20 protein-coding genes are annotated in these 19,685 nt (G+C 30.7%); 5 read left to right on the top strand and 15 right to left on the bottom strand.

The features are described 5' to 3' along the window. Positions 1–319 precede the first annotated feature (319 nt). The 8 genes from BR82_RS0108835 to BR82_RS0108870 form a co-directional block, all read right to left on the bottom strand. Complete coding sequence (locus BR82_RS0108835; protein ID WP_027089895.1) at positions 320–784, bottom strand: metallophosphoesterase family protein; 465 nt, start codon at positions 782–784, stop codon at positions 320–322. Positions 785–830: 46 nt separating this feature from the next. After that, complete coding sequence (locus BR82_RS0108840; protein WP_027089896.1) at positions 831–1,739, bottom strand: GerMN domain-containing protein; 909 nt, start codon at positions 1,737–1,739, stop codon at positions 831–833. Between the two features lie 85 nt (positions 1,740–1,824). After that, complete coding sequence (murI, locus tag BR82_RS0108845; protein ID WP_027089897.1) at positions 1,825–2,610, bottom strand: glutamate racemase; 786 nt, start codon at positions 2,608–2,610, stop codon at positions 1,825–1,827. Further along, a complete protein-coding gene (locus BR82_RS0108850; RefSeq protein WP_240474535.1) occupies positions 2,611–3,771 on the bottom strand; it encodes a M15 family metallopeptidase in 1,161 nt (386 codons plus the stop codon). It lies immediately after the preceding gene. Positions 3,772–3,914: 143 nt separating this feature from the next. Next, positions 3,915–4,118, bottom strand: coding sequence for a helix-turn-helix domain-containing protein (locus BR82_RS0108855; RefSeq protein ID WP_024720914.1), 204 nt, complete (start codon positions 4,116–4,118; stop codon positions 3,915–3,917). Positions 4,119–4,156: 38 nt separating this feature from the next. Beyond that, positions 4,157–5,929, bottom strand: coding sequence for an excinuclease ABC subunit UvrC (gene uvrC / locus BR82_RS0108860; RefSeq protein WP_027089899.1), 1,773 nt, complete (start codon positions 5,927–5,929; stop codon positions 4,157–4,159). Next, entirely contained in the window at positions 5,929–8,241 is a 2,313-nt protein-coding gene (locus BR82_RS0108865; RefSeq protein WP_027089900.1) for an endonuclease MutS2, read from the bottom strand. The genes uvrC and BR82_RS0108865 overlap by 1 nt, the downstream gene beginning before the upstream one ends. A gap of 1 nt (position 8,242) precedes the next feature. Continuing rightward, on the bottom strand, positions 8,243–9,052 hold the full coding sequence (locus tag BR82_RS0108870; protein ID WP_027089901.1) for a CvpA family protein: 810 nt from the start codon (positions 9,050–9,052) through the stop codon (positions 8,243–8,245). 107 nt (positions 9,053–9,159) lie between these two features. Between BR82_RS0108870 and BR82_RS0108875 the strand changes: the two genes are divergently transcribed. Beyond that, positions 9,160–9,939 (top strand): ribonuclease HIII, encoded by a 780-nt coding sequence (locus tag BR82_RS0108875; protein ID WP_027089902.1) that lies wholly within the window; start codon positions 9,160–9,162, stop codon positions 9,937–9,939. A 243-nt stretch (positions 9,940–10,182) separates the two neighbouring features. Here BR82_RS0108875 and BR82_RS0108880 read toward each other — a convergent pair whose 3' ends face one another. The 4 genes from BR82_RS0108880 to trhA all read right to left on the bottom strand — a co-directional run bounded on the left by BR82_RS0108880 (position 10,183) and on the right by trhA (position 12,754). Then, positions 10,183–10,647, bottom strand: a complete 465-nt coding sequence (locus BR82_RS0108880; protein WP_027089903.1) for a deoxycytidylate deaminase — start codon at positions 10,645–10,647, stop codon at positions 10,183–10,185. Next, positions 10,640–11,560, bottom strand: a complete 921-nt coding sequence (locus tag BR82_RS0108885) for an RluA family pseudouridine synthase (protein WP_027089904.1) — start codon at positions 11,558–11,560, stop codon at positions 10,640–10,642. The genes BR82_RS0108880 and BR82_RS0108885 overlap by 8 nt, the downstream gene beginning before the upstream one ends. Next, a complete protein-coding gene (gene lspA / locus BR82_RS0108890) occupies positions 11,547–12,032 on the bottom strand; it encodes a signal peptidase II (protein ID WP_027089905.1) in 486 nt (161 codons plus the stop codon). Before lspA ends, BR82_RS0108885 begins: the two co-directional genes overlap by 14 nt. 68 nt (positions 12,033–12,100) lie before the next feature. Further along, a complete protein-coding gene (gene trhA, locus BR82_RS0108895; RefSeq protein WP_027089906.1) occupies positions 12,101–12,754 on the bottom strand; it encodes a PAQR family membrane homeostasis protein TrhA in 654 nt (217 codons plus the stop codon). 125 nt (positions 12,755–12,879) lie between these two features. Between trhA and BR82_RS0108900 the strand changes: the two genes are divergently transcribed. Genes BR82_RS0108900 through BR82_RS0108915 form a run of 4 tightly spaced genes read left to right on the top strand, consistent with a single transcriptional unit; the run spans position 12,880 to position 17,333 of the window. Then, a complete protein-coding gene (locus tag BR82_RS0108900; protein ID WP_034864570.1) occupies positions 12,880–13,419 on the top strand; it encodes a DUF1836 domain-containing protein in 540 nt (179 codons plus the stop codon). Positions 13,420–13,478: 59 nt separating this feature from the next. Continuing rightward, positions 13,479–14,369: a methylenetetrahydrofolate reductase [NAD(P)H] gene (gene metF, locus BR82_RS0108905; RefSeq protein ID WP_027089908.1), complete on the top strand. Its 891-nt coding sequence runs from the start codon at positions 13,479–13,481 to the stop codon at positions 14,367–14,369. Continuing rightward, complete coding sequence (locus BR82_RS0108910; RefSeq protein ID WP_027089909.1) at positions 14,362–14,994, top strand: vitamin B12 dependent methionine synthase; 633 nt, start codon at positions 14,362–14,364, stop codon at positions 14,992–14,994. Before metF ends, BR82_RS0108910 begins: the two co-directional genes overlap by 8 nt. After that, on the top strand, positions 14,976–17,333 hold the full coding sequence (locus tag BR82_RS0108915) for a homocysteine S-methyltransferase family protein (RefSeq protein ID WP_027089910.1): 2,358 nt from the start codon (positions 14,976–14,978) through the stop codon (positions 17,331–17,333). Before BR82_RS0108910 ends, BR82_RS0108915 begins: the two co-directional genes overlap by 19 nt. A 580-nt stretch (positions 17,334–17,913) precedes the next feature. On the opposite strand, the gene BR82_RS16375 is transcribed toward BR82_RS0108915, so the two are convergent. From BR82_RS16375 to BR82_RS17455, 3 genes are all read right to left on the bottom strand, one after another. Beyond that, positions 17,914–18,168, bottom strand: coding sequence for a hypothetical protein (locus tag BR82_RS16375; RefSeq protein WP_147590234.1), 255 nt, complete (start codon positions 18,166–18,168; stop codon positions 17,914–17,916). Positions 18,169–18,513: 345 nt separating this feature from the next. Then, on the bottom strand, positions 18,514–19,125 hold the full coding sequence (locus BR82_RS15540) for a Fic family protein (RefSeq protein WP_205618748.1): 612 nt from the start codon (positions 19,123–19,125) through the stop codon (positions 18,514–18,516). Between the two features lie 102 nt (positions 19,126–19,227). Next, complete coding sequence (locus BR82_RS17455) at positions 19,228–19,452, bottom strand: helix-turn-helix domain-containing protein (protein ID WP_034864572.1); 225 nt, start codon at positions 19,450–19,452, stop codon at positions 19,228–19,230. Positions 19,453–19,685: the final 233 nt, after the last annotated feature.

Genomic DNA, 19,685 nt, shown 5'->3' on the forward strand with positions numbered 1-19,685 from the left:
TTTCATTAAGAGCACGAGATACATCACTCAATAAAATACTTTGACCTCTAGAAAGACCAAACATCATATCCATTACAAATTTACATTCAGGCTTAGAAAGACCAGAAGCAAGTTTATCTGAAAAAATAACAATTTCTCTTTTGGTTTCATATAAATCTGTGGTAAAATAGTTCATGGAAAATCCCTCCTAAATTTTGTTTATCTGGTTAAATAAATTATAACATTTTCGAGGCTGATTTTCCTTATAAAACAAGCAAGAACAGGCAAGTTGTGAATGACTTTCTACCTGTTCTTTATTTTTTATCGAAACTCAAATTTTTTATATTATTTCTTTAAACTCAACATTAATTTTTCCTTGTTCAACATAAATAATACAATACGATTTAGCACTACCTCGCCTAGGTAAAGTAGTTGACCCCGGATTGATCAAATAAAAACCATCAATTTCTTCACACTGAGGAACATGGGTATGACCTGATAACAATACATCACAGCCATGTCTCAATAAATCATCAACCATTAACTCTTCTCGATTAAAATATCCATAGCGATTACCATGTGTTACTAAAAAACTTACTCCCTCTGCTTCAAAGACAATTTCATCTTCTAATCTTGCCATCCAATCATTATTACCACGCACACATATCCAACCTTTTAAAGTCTCTTCTAATGCTTCACTATCACCACAGTGCACATAATAATCTCCATCAGGCTCTAAACGCCTTATTTCATCTATCATTTTATGATATCCATGATTATCAGACATTACTACAATTTTTTTCATTTCTATCACCAGTACTTATTATACACAATTATGCTTAAAATTAAAATTATATTTTGATTCGATTATCTACTACGCCATTTACATCTTCTACAGGCTCAATTTCCTGATCATCAATAAATAATGATACCTTTTTTACATCATCTAAATGACTTGCGGATTTAACGATTCGATTATATAAAGTATTATCAATTGACTCATTATCATTTAAAATATTACTAGCTAAATGAATTTCTAAATTCCCATCTTTTAGCGTACATTGTTCAACTAATGATAGGGGTTGTTCATATTCCATTTGTTTTAACATTATTGATACTTTAGTATCAATATCACTTTCCGTACTTTCTATACGTTCAGTAATGGGAACATAATAGTCTTGATTATTGATTGTTTGTATATTATAAACAACTACTGGTAACGTTTTATATAAATAATTTGTTGAAGACTCAAAATTATTTATTCCTAAACGATTAGTTATACAGCTAACTGGTATAGTACTATTGGGAAGCTCATTAATATCATTACCATCTATCTTTAAATTAACCTTTTCAATATCTCCTACACAAAAAACATATGATAACATTTCACAAATATCTAATGCTTCTTGATTATTATTAACATATAAATTGTCACTAAAATCAAATGTTAATGATTTATCATTGATGGCGATGGCATTGACCTGGAGATTAGAATCTAAAATAGGGTGTAATCCCAAATATTCGTAATCTTTGGATTTCATTACTTCTAGCATATTTCGATATTTATCATCTGCTTCCAGTTCCTGAGCCAGGTCTACTTCAATTGGTATCAGCGTATTATCATCATCTTTAAAAACAACTGTTTGATAATTAGTTTTTATGTTTTTTTGCTCTTTTTTATTATTATCCTGTTTGATACAGATAAAACAAATCACTAAACAAGTACCTGCCAGAATCGTTATTAGTAATTTCTTTTTCATCTTTAAATCCCCCCAATAATATCATATGAAATAATCATTTTAAAATGCCAAAATAAAAAGTTATTTACAAGCAGTAAACAACTTTTTATTTTATGATAATATGTTCGACTTTTAACCCTGTATAATCAAAAAATCCTGAAGACGAATATCTAAATTCATCAGTTTCACCCGTCGTATATATTTTAATATACTTATTAGGTTGTGTATTTAACAAATTTTTACTTTCTAAAATCTCTTTAATATTTTTACAAATAGCTTCACTACTTGAAATATATTCAATATTTGGTAATACTCGCTTTATTTGTTCCTTTAAAATAGGATAATGAGTACAGCCTAAAATAATTGATTTGATCTTTCCAGCATAACTATCAAAATATTCATGTAACACCTCATAAATCCCTTCTTTATACATTCCCGATTCTACTAATGGCACTAATTTAGGTGTAGCCAAAGAATAAGTTGTAATATGAGGATTTATTTTCTTGATGGTATCAGGATACTTATTTGATTTGATTGTCGCTGCAGTAGCAATAATTAAAGTATTATCAACATTACGATTAATAAAATCATCAACTGTAGCATCGATCACACCAATTATTGTCATATTAGAATATACAGCCTGTAATTTATCTAATACCGTCGAACTAGTAGTATTGCAAGCTAAAACGATCATTTTAACATTTTGCTCAATAAAATATTCAACGATTCCACTAGCATAACTAAACAACTGTTCTGGAGTTTTATCACCGTAAGGACAATGATAATTATCACCAATATAAATAATATTTTCATTTGGTAATAATGACCTAATTGAGTTTACTACTGTCAAACCACCAACTCCTGAATCAAATACCCCTATTGCTCTTTCCATCTAATTACTCCTATCTTCCACATATTCTTCTAAGACTAAATTTTGTTCATGTAATTTAGCAGCAAGTTCCTTACCAACATACCTGAATGTCGTTGGACTGTACTCATGACCAGTTACCAATGTTTTATCAGCAGGATACCGTAAAACAAAACCATATTCATAGCTATGAGTGACAAGCCACTGAAAAACATCTGTTTGATCAAAATCATCAATACTTATATCCATTTTTTGAAGATCGACCGTGCTGCCTAACTGATATTCATTATAACCAGCGATAACACCTTTATCCTCCAAAAGAGCCACATCATAACTAATATAAGTTTTCGTTAAAATAATTTTCTTACTGCAATCATTATAACAAGCTAGATACATTTCTAATAAATTATTATAAGTTTCTTCTTGCAGATACATCGAATATTTAGTTCTTGCAATCCCAGAAGCAACTACTAAATTTTTAGGTTCATAACCACCAATAAAAGTCTCATTATTTACTACTAGCGAAATGTTACTAGGATTATAGATTCTTCTTGCATTGGGTTGTAAATCGTGGTTAAAAAGCGTTGCCAATGAAGTCTTTGTAAAATCATTACTTAACTGTTTAAAACTATCATACAATTCTCTATCATCTAAATCATCATATTCTTTCATCGTGTTTAAATAATTATTTGTATCGCTTATATATGTATAATCTGTTTCATCATAAATCGATCTTAACATTTGATAAAAATCAACATTATTAAAATCAAAAGTATCCTGATTAATATACGCTTCAACTAAATTATTTTTTATTAATGTATCACAATATGTAAGTGCCCTACTCGCAAAAGATACCTCTAATTTATCAGCTAATTGATTTCCTATACTAACTAAATTATTTAAATCTGGATATTTATTCGTTTTATCTAAAGCATTATAAAATTCATAATACATTAAATTAAAATCAGGAATCTCAATATATTTAATAAATTTATCTACAGCAATTGCATTTTCAATCAAATATTCCTGCTCATCTTCATCTAAATACATTTCAATTAATGCCCGATTATCATTATTAATTCCATTAACTCGATAAAAACGATCATATTTACGATTTATTGAAACAAATGCAGTTATAAAACATAACGTCACTATTAAATATAAATGCCATCTTTTCAATTCCATAACATCACCTTGTTTCATTATATACTAACTAACAGTAAAAAACCATAATAAAAAATATCTGTTTATCTAAATATTGCTTTAATAACAAAAAAGCTGTGTAAATATTTATCACAGCTTTTATCAAGATACTATATTTAAAATTACTAAAGTTCTAATTCCTTAAATTTAATCAATTCAAAAACCGCTTGTATTCTTGAATCAACCCCTAATTTTTGAATAACATTAGAAATATGATTACGTACTGTTTTTTCACTGATTCCTAATGTTTTAGCAATTTCTTTGGTTGATTGATTTTTAATTAAAAGATTAAAGATTTCCTTTTCTCTTGGCGTTAGAATCACATTCACCTTTTTATCTCACCTCATATTGTAATATATGAAAAGATTTATTTTTCGGTGTCATTTTTTAAAATTTTAAAAAGATTTAAAGCTACTTCTTTAGGTAAAACCTTCTCCAGTTGTTCCAAGGTAGCTTCTTTTAACTGCTTAACACTACCAAATTCTTTCAATAATAACTTTTTACGTTTAGGTCCGATTCCCTCAACATTATCTAAAATCGATTGAAACAATGATTTTGAACGCACATTTTTATGAAAACTGATTGCATAACGGTGAACCTCATCCTGCATCCTAGTAAGCAAGAAAAATAATTCACTTTTTTTATTGATTTCAACAGCTTCTCCATTACTATCTAACAATACCGACGTAGAATGGCGCTCATCTTTAGCCAATCCACAAACCATAATATTCATATTCAAACCATCAATAACTTCTTTAGCGACTTTTATCTGGCCTTTACCACCATCGACGATAATTAAATCCGGTCTTTCCAAACCTTCCATTAAAACTCTAAAATAACGGCGATAAATAACTTCTTTCATGCTGGCATAATCATCAGGTCCTTCAATCGTTTTGATTTTAAACTTACGGTAATCTTTTTTAGATGGTACCCCATCTTTAAAACAAACCATCCCGGCTACGGCATAAGCACCTTGAATATTCGAATTATCAAATAATTCGATTCTTCTTGGCAAAGCGATTCCTAATAATTCACCCAACTGTTTAATTGCGCCAATAGTTGCAGCTTCATTTTTTTGAATCAATAAAAATTTCTTTTCTAATTGTTCCTTGGCATTTTCATTAGCCATATTAACAAGATTAGCTTTATTACCTCTTTGCGGTTTAATAATTTTACAATTAATGATTTCTTCTAATAAACTTGTATCAAATTCCATCGGTACTAATAATTCCTTAGGTTCGGTATTTTCCTGATAGAATTGAACTAAAAAGGAAATGATCTGTTCTTGAAAATCATCTTGTAAAGGAACGAGATTCAAATCTCGTGCTAAAAGTTTACCATTACGCATAAAGAACAGCTGCAAACATAAATAACCTTTATCATGATAATATCCAACAATATCACGATCAACTAAATCATTAAACTGGACATGCTGCTTACTTGTAACGTGCTGAATATGATTAATCAAATCTCGGCATTCTTTCGCTAGTTCATAATTTTGGACTTCGCTGGCATTAAACATTTTTTCCTGTAATTCTTTGATTATTTGTTTAGTATCACCTTGGATAAACTTAGTAATACTAGAAGTGATTTGCTTATAGTTATTTTCATCTACTTCTTGAATACAAGGTGCTAAACATTGATTTAAAGAATAGTATAAACATGGTTTTTTAGGAATATGGTTACATTTTCTAAGGGGGTATAGCCGATTTAAAAGTTTAAATGTTTCTCTAGCTGCTGTTCCATCAGGAAATGGTCCAAAATGTTTATGTTTTTTATCTTGGGCATTTCTGACGATTTTTAAACGGGGATGTTTTTCTTTTGTTAACTGAATGTAGGGATAATATTTATTATCCATAAAAGAAATATTATATTTAGGTGCATAATCTTTAATTAGATTGATTTCTAATAATAATGCTTCTTTTTCCGAATCAGTAACAATATAATCAAAATCAACGATTTCCTGGACTAATTTTGTTGTTTTATAATTATGAGCACCAACAAAATATGAAGAAACTCGATTCTTTAATTTTTTCGCTTTTCCTACATAAATAACCGTGCCTTCTTTATTTTTCATTAAATAGCAGCCAGGCTGTAACGGCAATAAAGAAAGTTTATCTTTGATTACTTTATGATCCATTACTCAAAATAAACTAAGGTTGCCCCTAGTCCTCCTTCATTAGGTCCCCCATCACGATAACTAACAACATTTTTATTCTTCTCTAACATCTTTCTAACACCATTTCTCAAAACACCAGTACCCATGCCATGAATGATCCTTACCATCGAATAGTTATTGACCAAAGCATCATCTAAAAATTTATCAACTAAAAGCATTGCTTCTTCATAACGTTTACCAATAATATTTAATTCAAAGCTCTGATTAGTTGATTTACGTAATGATTTAAGATTAGATTTAACTTTTTTAGGCTTAACTTTTTTAGAAATAAAACTAACTTCTTCAGGTTTAGCATTCAGTTTCAAACCACTCATATTGATCGTCAAGATACCTTTTTTATTGATCGAAAGAATTTCCCCCTGGCGATTAGCTGACAATACTTTAACAATATCACCTACTTGATATTCATGTTTTTCTTCATTGATCAGTTTCTTTTCTTCATGTTTTAATAAATCTAGATTTCTTTTAGCATCGATTACTACATGTTGTTTTAAAACCGCCTGTTTTTTTAGATCCTCAACAACTAAATCGATTTCCTGCTTTGAATCCTCTAATAATTGATTAGCTTCTTTTTTAGCTTTTTCCATTAAATCATCTTTTTGTTTTTCAAAATTATTAATCAAACGATTATATTTATTTAATTTATTTTCCGCTTCTTGCGCCAAAATCTCTAAGCGATCTTTTTCAAGTTGAACTTGAGTTAATTCATTTTGCAGCTTTTCAAGCAGTTTATCACTATCAGTTAAACTGCTTTCTTTGATCTGATAAGCTAATTCAACGATTTCTTGTTTCAAACCTAGACGTGAAGAAATTTCAATCGCATAAGAATTACCAACACTACCTTCAATCAAACGATACGTTGGAGCCATATTTTCCTGATCAAATTCAACCGCTGCTACTAAAATATATTCCTCATTTTTAGCAAATTCCTTTAAAGCTGAATAATGAGTTGAAGCAACGATCAAAGGATTTACCTGGTGTAAATAGCGTAAAATTGCTTCAGCAATACTCTGTCCTTCTTTAGGATCAGTTCCAGAACCAATTTCGTCTAATAATACTAAAGACCGTTCACTAGCTTCATTAGTAATTTCCACTAAACGTTTCATATGACTAGAAAAAGTTGATAAAGACTGTTCAATTGACTGTTCATCACCTAAATCTACACAGATCTGATCAAACATTGGCACAACAGCCTGATTACAAGGCAGTGCCATCCCACATAAAGCCATCAAACTAAGTAAACCTGCGGTTTTTAAAACAACTGTTTTCCCACCCGTATTTGATCCACTGATCAATAACATTCGTTTAGGGTCATTCAAAACAATGCTGTTGGCAACTACTTTATCTTTATCGATCAAAGGATGACGCGCTTTGAGCAGACTAAAATGATGATAATCTTCACTTACATCAGGAACGATTCCATCAATTTGAACCCCATAACCAGCTTTAGCAAAAATAACATCAATTTCAACTAATAATTCTTGATCTTCGTGTAAAAGATCATAATTATCTTTAATCATTTTTGATAATTCCATCAAGATTCGGTTGATTTCTCTTAGTTCATCATCACGAGCGTGAACTAACTGGTTATTCATCGAAACAATAACTTCCGGTTCAATAAACATAGTTTGTCCCGTCGCTGACATAGCATGTACGATTCCTTTAACATTATTTTTATTTCCGGCTTTGACTGGCAATACTAAATGATTATTACGACTTGAAATAGCTTCTTGTGACAAATAGTCTTTATTAGCTTTCTTTACTTGTTCGATCTTAGTTCTAATGTTAGCTTCGATTGATAGAATCTGGCGTCTAATTCTTTTAAGTTCTTTACTGGCACTATCTAAAACATTACCACTGCTGTCAATACAGCGATTGATTTCTTTTAATAACTGTTTTGGTAAAATGAGCTGATTACATAATTGAATCAATTCATTTTCTTCAAGTTCTTTTTCTGATAAATAATTAGTTATTTCTTTTACATTATTTAATAAATAAACGATTTGAACAAAATCTTCCCCAAATAAAGTCCCATCTTTATTAGCTTTTAATAATAATGGTTCAACATCATTATAATGACCAATTGGTAAACGACCATATTTATAAATCAAACGCATCGCCTGATCTAAATATTTTTGGTCCAATTTTAAATCTTCTAAATCTTGATAAGGTGCTAAAGAATCAATTTTATCTTTAGCTAAAAGACTAACTCCAAAAGCTTTAACTTTATCTTTAATTTGATTAAATTCTAATGTATCATATATATTTTTCATCCTACTCACTCACTATTATTTTACTTAATATTTTATTTACATCTATTTTACTACGATCCACTTTTGATAACAATCTTGATACTTCATCATACTGCTGTTGATCAAGACTAACAGGTTCCTGTATTTCATCTATATCATCATAATATTTTACTAAAGTATTTTCTAGTTCCTCCTGATTGATCAAACCATTATCATATGCATTATTTAATGAAAGTGAAATCATGTAAATATTATTAGCATCAAAGCTATCATAGTTTATCCCTTCACTAATTATCTGACCAACAGTATCTAACGATTCAATTTTTTCAGTAACTGCTGGTACTAATTCTAAAATTTTTTTAGCAACGACAGTATCATCAATACTTTCTTTTCCTCCTGGAATGATCGGCATGACAATAAAGATCAAAGCCAAATAAATATTAATGATTCCGCCAATCAAACTAACAACGATTCCCAATAATCGATCTAACTGCTCAAAAATACTAAAAGTATAAATAATATTTTTTAAAAGTGGTTTAACCACTTTTCCCAGCAATAATAATATCATTTTTAAAACAATAAATAAGATAATAAAAATAATAAATCGATTTACGGTTTCTCCAATCATTTCACCTAAACCCTCAACTTTATACACTGTATAAATATTTGACAGCGGTGAAGATGCATATAAAGCTATCAATAAGGAAATAATTGTCGCTAAAAGATCATAAGCGCGATAAACGAATCCCTTAATATATCCAAAAATCAACATTAATACCAAAACAAATACAATTATTATGTCAATAAAAATTGAATTTACAACAAAACTCATGGAAACACCTCAATTTCTTTTAATATACATTGTAGCAAAACAAATTTATACTGTCAAAAAGTTTGAAAATATGTTATACTAAAATAGTAGGACTAGGAGGACAAGTAATGAACATGAATGTAGTGAGAAATAATGGTTCAAAAAGAATGAATGTTATTAATATGCATGCTTACGATAAACTTGTAGCTTTTAGCGATTCTAGTACAGCTAACAGCAGTGATGTCTCTAATAACTATGTAAATCTTAATCATATTGGTTGCGATGAAACTGGTTCTAGTGATTTTTTCGGACCGTTATGTGTTGTTGCCTGTTACATAGATGAACGTGATTTTGATTGGTTAGTCAGCCTTGGAATGCGGGATCCAAAAGATATGGATAATCATGAACTTGTTCGTATCGCTAGGGAAATAAAAGATCGACTAATTTATAGTTTGTTGATTTTAGATAATTCGCATTATAATGCTATGGTAAAAGCTGGTAATAATTTGGCTAATATCAAAGCAAAATTATACAATCAAGCTGTAACCAATGTTATGCAAAAAGTAGGTATGCCCATCAAAGACAAACTAGTCAATCAGTTTGTTTCCCCAAAAACGTATTATAATTATTTAAAAAATGAAGTAATTGTTGTAAAAGATTTAACCTTTGTTCAAAAAGGAGAAGAAAAGTATTTAGCCATCGTTTGTTCAATGATATTATCGAGATATGCTTATTTACAATATTTCACTAATATGTCACGGAGTTTAAAAATGAAATTACCTCACGGTAATAGCAGCAGTATCGACTCAATTGCAATTGAAATTGCAAAGAAGTATGGACCTAAAATGTTAAACAAAGTTACAAAAACCAACATGACTAATTACAAGCGAATCAAAGATTTAATTTAGGGTAACATTGTTATCCTTTTTTATTATGCTTTTTTTATTTTTAAATATACTTTATTTGTTTATCTTATAACCAGCACTTATTAAACTAGAACATTTGTTGTTTTAAATTAAAGTAATTCCCACACTCATTCAAACTTTTCATTAAATTAAGGAAAAGTATATAATTAAGTTTAAAGAGCTGTAATGAATAATTAAAACTATTCATTACAGCCCTTTAATCATCATACCTTTTTAACTTAACAGCTATTTAACTTCAATTGTAAAAGGAGGTACTTTCGTATACTTAACTCCCGCAGCATCTAACATTCTTTTAGCAGCACGATCACTATCAGTCCCGTTATACTTATCATCTTCATAAATAATTTCACCGATACCACTTTGAATGATTGCTTTAACACATTCATGACATGGAAATAATGAAACATAGATCCGACAGCCTTTTAAATTTCCTGTACTATTTAAAATTGCATTTAATTCCGCATGGACTACATAAGGATATTTTGTATCATACAATTCTCCTTCTCTAACTTCCCAGGGAAATTCATTATCCTCACATCCCCAAGGCAGTCCATTATAGCCAACTCCTACGATCTTATTATCAGAATTAACAATACATGCCCCTACTTGAGTATTAGGGTCTTTAGAACGATAAGCCGATAGTTTAGCTACTCCCATAAAATATTGGGTCCAGTTAATTATCTTACTCATTTATCATTTCCTCCTCTAATTCATTTAATTTAGCTTTAAAATAATCTGGTAATTCACTTTCAAATTCTAAATATTTTTGCGTCACCGGATGAATAAAACCTAATTTTTTAGCATGCAAAAACTGTCCATGGCTAAAATCATCTTTACGACGTCCATATTTAGGATCGCCATATACCGGATAACCAATATAACTCATATGAACTCTGATTTGATGTGTCCGTCCTGTTTCAAGCCGACATTCAATCAAACTCATATTTTTATAACGTTTTAAAACGGTAAAATTAGTTATTGCCTCTTTACTATTATTTCTAGTAACACACATACTTTGACGATCTTTAGGATTACGGCCGATCGGAGCATCGATCTTACCTTTTACATGAGGAATCAAACCATGAACAAGCGCTACATATCTTCTTGTAACAGTATGATTTTTTAATTGACTTGATAAAGAACGGTGTGCTGTGTCATTTTTAGCAATCATCAATAATCCACTTGTTTCCTTATCAATTCGATGTACGATTCCCGGTCGATTGACTCCATTGATTCCTGAAAGATCTTTACAATGAAATAATAAAGCATTAACTAAAGTTCCTTTGGTAATTCCCGGTGAAGGATGAACGATCATTCCCGTTGGTTTATCTACAACAATAACATCTTTATCCTCATAAACTATCTTTAAAGGAATATCTTCAGGTTCGATATCTAAATCAACATTATCTTCCATCATGATCTCGATTTGATCATTTAACTTAGTTTTATAACCAGCTTTAGTTACTTTACCATTTACAAGAACAGATCCATCACTGATCATTTCCTGAATTTGTGTTCTTGATAGATCTTTCATCTTTAAAGCAATTACTTTATCTAAGCGACAATTATTTTCATCTTCAATAACAAAATTATATTTTTCCATGAATATACTCCTCAAAAACAATCTCAATAATTATTAATATCACACCGATCACAACTGCCATATCAGCAACATTAAAAATAGGAAAATTATAACCAAAAATAACTACATCAATAAAATCTCGAACATAGCCATATACGACACGATCGATCAGGTTTCCTACCATTCCTGCAAATGTAAGCACTAATCCAAAACGCGTCAATATTTCATTACGACTAGTTTTCTTGAAAAAGACGATCATTAAGACCGCTGATATCAAGGCCACAATAATAAAAAGCCACAAATGTCCTGCCAGCATCCCCCAGGCGACACCAGTATTATGAGTATATGTAAAATAAAAAAAATTATTGATTATTTCTTGTGATTGCCCTAACTGCATTGATGAAGCTACTAAATGTTTAGTTAATTGATCACCCCCAATTATTAATATCAGTGTTATTAAATATAATAATTTATTTCTTTTTGTTAAATTCATTTTTATCACCCACCGACATTATACAATAATCTTTACTTAACCACAATAAAATAAAGAGCCAAGGCTCTTTATAAAATATAAATAATAACTGCCAAAAAATGAAAAGCTGAGCCAATCATTACAAAAATATGAAATAATTCATGAAACCCAAATTGTTTAAACCAATTAGGTTTTTTTAAAATATAAATAATTGCTCCAATTGTATAACTAATACCTCCTAAAGCAATTAAAACAAAGCAGCCCCAGGGAACGTTTTTAAAAGCTGGAAAATCAAAAACTAAAGCCCAGCCCATCAAAAGATAAAAAATCGTTGAAATAAAGCGTGGTGCTTTCATCCAAAATAATTTGATCATTATTCCTAGTAGCGCAATTGCCCAAATTACAGCTAAAAAATAAAAATTATGAGGATAATCTAAATACGTTAAGCAAATAGGCGTATATGTCCCCGCAATCAAAATATAGATCATTGAATGATCCAGTTTTCTTAAAAACAGTTTTACTTTATTATTTATAGCTGCATCATAATAATGATATATACTGCTAGCACTATACAATGCAATTGATGACAAACTAAATATAGTTATCCCAATTATCGTTAATTTATCAGATTTTTCAATTATTGCCATTACCATCATTAAAACCAGCATCAATGCTGATAAAAGAGCGCCAATAAAATGTGTTTTACAACTAATTGGATCCATTGCTTTATCAAGTTTTTTCATACCAAAACCTCCTTATGTAGTATCAATAACTATATTATGTATTTATATTAGCACTAATAAAGAATATGTCAACTATATATTGAAACAAAATTATAAATAGAGTAAAATGTTTTTGAGGTGAGACCATGGATAAATTAACTGAAATCATTAATAAAACAGCTAATAAAACCGATTTAAAAAGTCAAGATATTCCATCATTGGATCTTTATATGGATCAAATCATGACATTGTTTGAAAATAACCTAAAAGACAATAAACGTTATGAAGATGATAAAATTCTTACTAAAACTATGATCAATAATTATTCTAAAGCAGGCGTTATCAAACCTGTTAAAGGTAAAAAGTATACTAAAGAACAAATCATTGGCATGTTATTGATCTATAATCTAAAAAATACTATTACCATTCAAGAGATAAAAGAAATCTTAACACCTATTTATGAAACAGATGAAAGTTTAGAAGATATTTATGATCGCTTCATTAATATTAAATCCAAACAAACACAGCAGCTGGAACCTTTAGTTAAAAACATCATTGAATCTTACCAGCTTGATATCAATGATAAAAATGAGCGTTTGATTACTATTATGGTTTTATCTGCTTTAGCTAATCAATTAACTAATATTATCGAAGGAATCATTGACAGCTTTTATAAGGAGTTTTAGTTGACTAAAACTCCTGTTTTTTTTATAATTAACGTAATTTATCGATGGAGGAAAAACACATGAAAATTATTGATTTATTACTTAAAAGACCAACGTTGTCATTTGAAATATTTCCACCAAAAAATCATGATGGTGACATTAGCTCGATCTATCACACTATTGATGAGCTTTCTAAATTAAATCCTGATTTTATCTCAGTTACATATGGAGCTGGTGGTTCAACAACAAGAAATACTGTTGAAATAGCTTCCAAAATAAAAAATGATTATCATATTGAAGCTGTTGCTCACTTAAGCTGTATTGATGCAACGCCAGAGCAGCTGATTCAAACTATTGACTCTTTAAAAGCAAATAATATTGAAAACATTCTAGCTTTACGCGGTGATTATCCTAAAGATTATGATCCTAACACTGCTCCTTATTACTATAAACATGCTAGTGAATTAAATGAATTTATTAGTAAAAATTATCCTGATACTTTTTGTCTAAGCGGGGCTTGTTATCCTGAGGTTCATCAAGATGCCGATTCTTTAGAAAGTGATCTGGAAGCATTAAAGATAAAAGTTGATGCGGGGGCTCAATATCTAATTACCCAGATCTTCTTTGACAATAATTATTATTATCGCTTAGTTAGAGAAGCTCGAGCTAGAGGCATCAATGTACCGATCATCGCCGGAATAATGCCAGCTACTAATTCTAAATCATTATTAAATATCGCTAAATTAAGCGGCTGCAATATTCCGTATAACTTATCAGCAATGATCGAGCGCTTTAGAAATAATCCTCAGGCAATGAAAGAAGTAGGTTTAAATTATGCGACTTATCAAATAATTGATTTAATTACTAATGGTGTTGATGGTATTCATCTTTATACAATGAATAAACCCGAAATAGCTAAAGAAATATTACTTAGAACTAATAATATTTTCGCTGAATTTATTAATGATTAAAAAAAATGCGTTAAAATATCTAGGCTACTTAGATAATCAAGTCGACGAACAAACAAATAAACTTTTAGATGAATGTCTATTGGAACTTGAAAAGCTAAAGCCAAAATTCATGTATCAAATCTTTTCATTAAAACACCATCCTTTATTAATTAAAGAATTAGATCTTTCTCTCGAATATCCTGATTTAATCGATTTATTTGATAGTTGTGATAAAGTAGCGGTCATTGCCTGCACTTTAGGAATTGAATTGGATAAATTATTACGTTACTATGCCATGATCGACATGACTAAAATGACTGTTATGGATGCTTTAGCTAGTAGTTATATTGAAATTAAATGCGATGAATTTGAAGAAAAGCAAAATTTTGGCAAACGTACTTTTCGTTTTTGCCCTGGCTATGGTAATGTCCCTCTTGAACTCAATCATAAATTAGCAAATGCTTTAAATTGTAATAAGCATATTGGTTTAACTGTTCAAGAAAATAATTTATTATTACCACAAAAATCAATGATTGGTTTAATTGGTATTGGTGATGAAAAATTAGCTAAACATTGTTTTTCATGTATAAACTTAGAAAATTGTATATATAGAAAGAAGGGACAAAGATGCTACAAAAAAGATTAAAAGAAGAAATACTAGTATTTGATGGCGCAATGGGAACACAATTGCAAAAAGCCGGATTAAAAGCTGGAGATATTCCTGAGTGTTTAAATATTACCGATCCTAAATTAATTCAACAGATTCATCTTAATTATTTAAATGCTGGAGCTGACTTTATTACTACTAATACTTTTGGCGCTAATCCCTTAAAAATGAAAGATGCTCCTTATCATTATGATGAAATGATCAAAGCTGCTATCGATAATGCAATCATTGCTCGACAAAAAGCTAATCGTGAAAATGATAGTTATATCGTTTTAGATATTGGACCGATCGGTCAATTATTAGAACCGATGGGAACCTTAACTTTTGATGAAGCTTACGAAATCATTAAAAAGCAGGTTTTATTGGCAAAAGATAGAGTTGATGCGATCTTATTAGAAACAATGACTGATATTTATGAAGTCAAAGCAGGGGTTTTGGCTGTTAAGGAAAATAGTAATCTACCCGTCTTTGTTACTATGACATATGAAAGTAATTTAAGAACTTTATCAGGATGCGATCCTATTACCATGGTAAATGTTTTAGAAGGCTTGAATGTTGATGTTTTAGGAGTAAATTGTTCTTTAGGACCAATCGAATTAACACCAATCATTAATGATATTTTAAAAATCGCTACTGTTCCTGTAATGTTACAGCCCAATGCTGGATTGCCATGTTTAGTAGAGGGCAAAACTTGTTACAATATGGATGAAGAAACTTTTGTAACTGAAAGTATAAAACATGTTATCAACGGGGTTAGTATTATTGGCGGCTGTTGTGGAACGACACCAGCATTTATTGCAGCTTTGAAAAAAAATCTTCCTAGTAAAAAAACAAAATTAACTCCTATCAACGCTACAAGAGTATCGAGTGGAACTAAAACAGTTGAATTTGATCATCATGTTGTAGTATGTGGTGAAAGATTGAATCCGACAGGAAAGAAAAAATTGAAATTAGCATTAAAAGAAGAACGTTATGACGAATTGGTCGTTGAAGCGATCAAACAAGAACAAGCTGGAGCCCACGTCCTTGATGTCAATGTTGGTTTACCAGGAATTGATGAAGTAAAGACGATGAAACGTGTAATTAAATTATTACAAGAAGTTATTTCTTTACCGTTACAGATCGATAGCAGTAATTTTGAGGCAATCGAACAAGCTTGTCGTTATTATAACGGTAAACCATTAATTAATTCTGTTAATGGAAAAGACGAAACGATGGATGCTGTTTTTCCTATTGTTAAAAAATACGGTGGTGTCGTTATTGGCTTAACACTTGATGAAAATGGCATTCCTCCACTTGCTAAAGACCGCTTTGAAATTGCCAAGAAAATCATAAAAAAAGCAGAAAGTTATGGTATTTCAAGAGATAATATCGTTATTGACTGTTTAGTTCTAACAGTTTCTGCCCAACAAAAAGAAGTCATGGAAACTATCAAAGCTGTTTCGATGGTTAAACAATTAGGAGTGCATACTGTCCTAGGAGTTAGTAATGTCTCTTTTGGTTTACCAAATCGTCCCTTATTAAATAAAACTTTCTTAGCTATGGCATTATCTGCCGGCCTTGATCTACCAATCATCAATCCTCTAGATGCTCAGCTTATGGCAACGATCGATGCTTTTAATGTATTATATAATTATGACCATGATGCTTCTGTTTATATTGAACATCAGTCAAATCAAGAAACTGTAGTAAAAAAAGAAACCGCAAACTTTAGTTTAAATGACATTGTCCTACATGGTTTAAAAGATGAAGCGACAAATACTACTAAAAAATTACTTGAAACAACACCAGGTTTAGAAATCATCAATAATATATTGATCCCAGCTTTAGATACTGTTGGTAAACAATATGAAAAAAATATTATTTTCTTACCGCAACTGATTCAATCTGCAGAAACTGCAAAAATAGCTTTTAGTACTATTAAAGAGACTTTTAAAGAAACAACAGCTACCAAAGGTCCAATTATTATGGCAACTGTCCATGGTGATATTCATGATATTGGTAAAAATATCGTTAAAGTTGTTCTTGAAAGCTATGGCTATAAAGTAATTGATCTAGGTAAAGATGTTCCTCCAGAAACTGTTGTTGAAGCCTTTTATAAACACCATCCTAAAGCAATTGGTCTAAGTGCCTTGATGACAACAACCGTTGTTTCGATGGAAAAAACAATTGCCATGTTAAAAGAAATTGATGATATGTGTCCTATTTTTGTTGGTGGGGCGGTTTTAACAGCTGATTTTGCTAAAGAAATCAATGCTGACTATTATTCTAAAGATGCAATGGAAGCAGTAGAACTAATGAATCAAATCATAGACTAAAAAAATCAGCATAAGTTCTTACTTGCTTATGAGTAAAACAGATATGTTAAGCAGCACAAGATATTGTGCTGTTTTCCTTTGAATTTATATTTGGGGATAATATTTTTATGAATAACGATTCATGTTAAGTATAATGAAATCACTTTGAATGAAAAAATCTTTGGTGAAAACTTTATCGTCTATGACTGACAAGAATCAGCATGGAAAAAACAATAAATAAAAGAGTAGAGTATACGACATTTAGAGAGCTGACAAAGCAGAAATTAAAATCATGCTTTGTCATTTTTTCAGCTAAAAGCATCTAATTTTACCAAATAATGACATTTAAAAACTGTATTTTTAATATAAAATAAACATATCGTATGCTCAACTGACTAAAGTCTATAATATTCATACAAGTATGAATATCAATAAAGAAAAAAGGCAATTAATTATAATAGAAACCATCGCCTTTTTTGCTTTATTCAATTATACTCTATTATTCGATAAATTAGTAAAAAGAAAACCAAATAATGTTTTATAGATATGATATCTTGCTATCTACACTTTGAATAGTATCCCAAGCTTTATCATATTCGATTCATTCTTTAAAAATATTTTCGTTTTCTAAAACCAATCGATCAATATCATCCCAACACTGTGCTATTGGAAGCTCGTGTAAAATATCTATAGGCAGAAACAAAATTTCACAACCTTTATATAGATTCACAATAAGATCATCTTCTCGGAATATACAATCAGGATAGTTTTCTTTATTCAGTTTAAGTTCTTGCTGGATTATTTTTGTATATGCTACTATATCGGGATAAATAATAGTTGAAATCATATCGCTCAATCTATTTGAACCAATATTTTCTTCAAAAAACTAACCAACTGGAAAACTTCCGGATATAGCACACCCTTTTTACAATATCGAATGGGTCGCTTATAACCTGCCCTCTCAGCTTTTCTCCAAAAACTGCACCATGTTTACTTCCAAAGAACCCTAGATTTATTCCGTTTATTTCCAAAGGTTTAAATACTATAAAGTTTGTCCTCTTTTGAGTCAGAAGCATTAAGACGTGTCGTTATTTCACTAAAGTAATTATTTATTCATTGATATGCATCTTTTAATTCAGGTACATCAAATACTTTCAAACGCATAAGATTAATAAAAATCTATTGTCATTATCTAAAATCCCTATTTTGTCCAATTCACCGTATAAGCCAAAATATTCTGAAACAAACATTCTTCCAACATTGCCAAATAGCTATCCAACTTTGTATTCACATACCCAGCAAACAACTTTTCCATCATGCCCAGGTTATGATTTACATGATATTCATCAAAAGCATTGTAATAAGCAACCCGATCTGTAAACTTAATATCTATTGGAGGATATCCCGCTTTCATCAATTCCAAATTTACAAGTAGTCGCCCCGTCCGACCATTTCCGTCGATGAAAGGGTGAATTCCCTCAAACTCAATATGAAACCGTGCAAGCCTTGGAATGATATGCTCTGTGCTACTTCTATAAGCCTCCAATAACTGCTCCATCTTAGGCTGAATTAGATAAGGCTGCACAGATTCATGCTTTGCACCCATAATTCTTACCGGAACTCTTCTGTAAATTCCTCGGTCATCCTTTTTATCTGCCAACACCAGATAATGAATCTGTTTGATAACACTCTTTGATAACGACACCTGATTCTTTACCAAATCCCGTACAAAATCAAAGGCTTCCTTATGCCCAATTGCTTCCATATGATCTTTTAGCGGCTTCTGATCAATCGTCAATCCACGCAGCACCATATCTGTCTCTCAGCAAGGTCAACGTATTTCCTTCAATCGCATTAGAATTGTATGTGTATTCAACCACAAATTCCTCTGTCAATCGCTCCGCCTCTCCCTCTATCAAAGGTCGTCGGGAATCCAGTTCGATTTTTTCCTGTCTATCATTGCAAGCAGACTCTCTGCTGTTTTATATCTACCATCCTCTGGTTTCTTCGCATCTGAAAGAATTTTCCAACTGCGCCCTTCGCGAGTAACACCCGGAATCTTCCCCTCTGAACATAATATACGAACTCTTCTATCTGAAATGCCCCATTTCTCTGCTACCTGCTTCACTGTCATGTACATAAGCCTACACCTCACCTCAAACAGTAATATACCCTATTATCGGAATAATACAAAAGTCCAGAAGATACCATTTTCCATCTCTCAAATCATTATTTCACACTTCTGATTTTGATTTTCCCAATCGTAGTACCCCTGCATTCCTATTATTCTGATTTACCGCAGTTTATCCGCCAAACAGCCTGCACTCTGCTTCTTGCCATGTTAGACAATCTTTTCATTATGAAAGAAATTCC

The organism is Thomasclavelia saccharogumia DSM 17460 (assembly GCF_000686665.1).
Lineage (GTDB): Bacteria > Bacillota_I > Bacilli_A > Erysipelotrichales > Coprobacillaceae > Thomasclavelia > Thomasclavelia saccharogumia.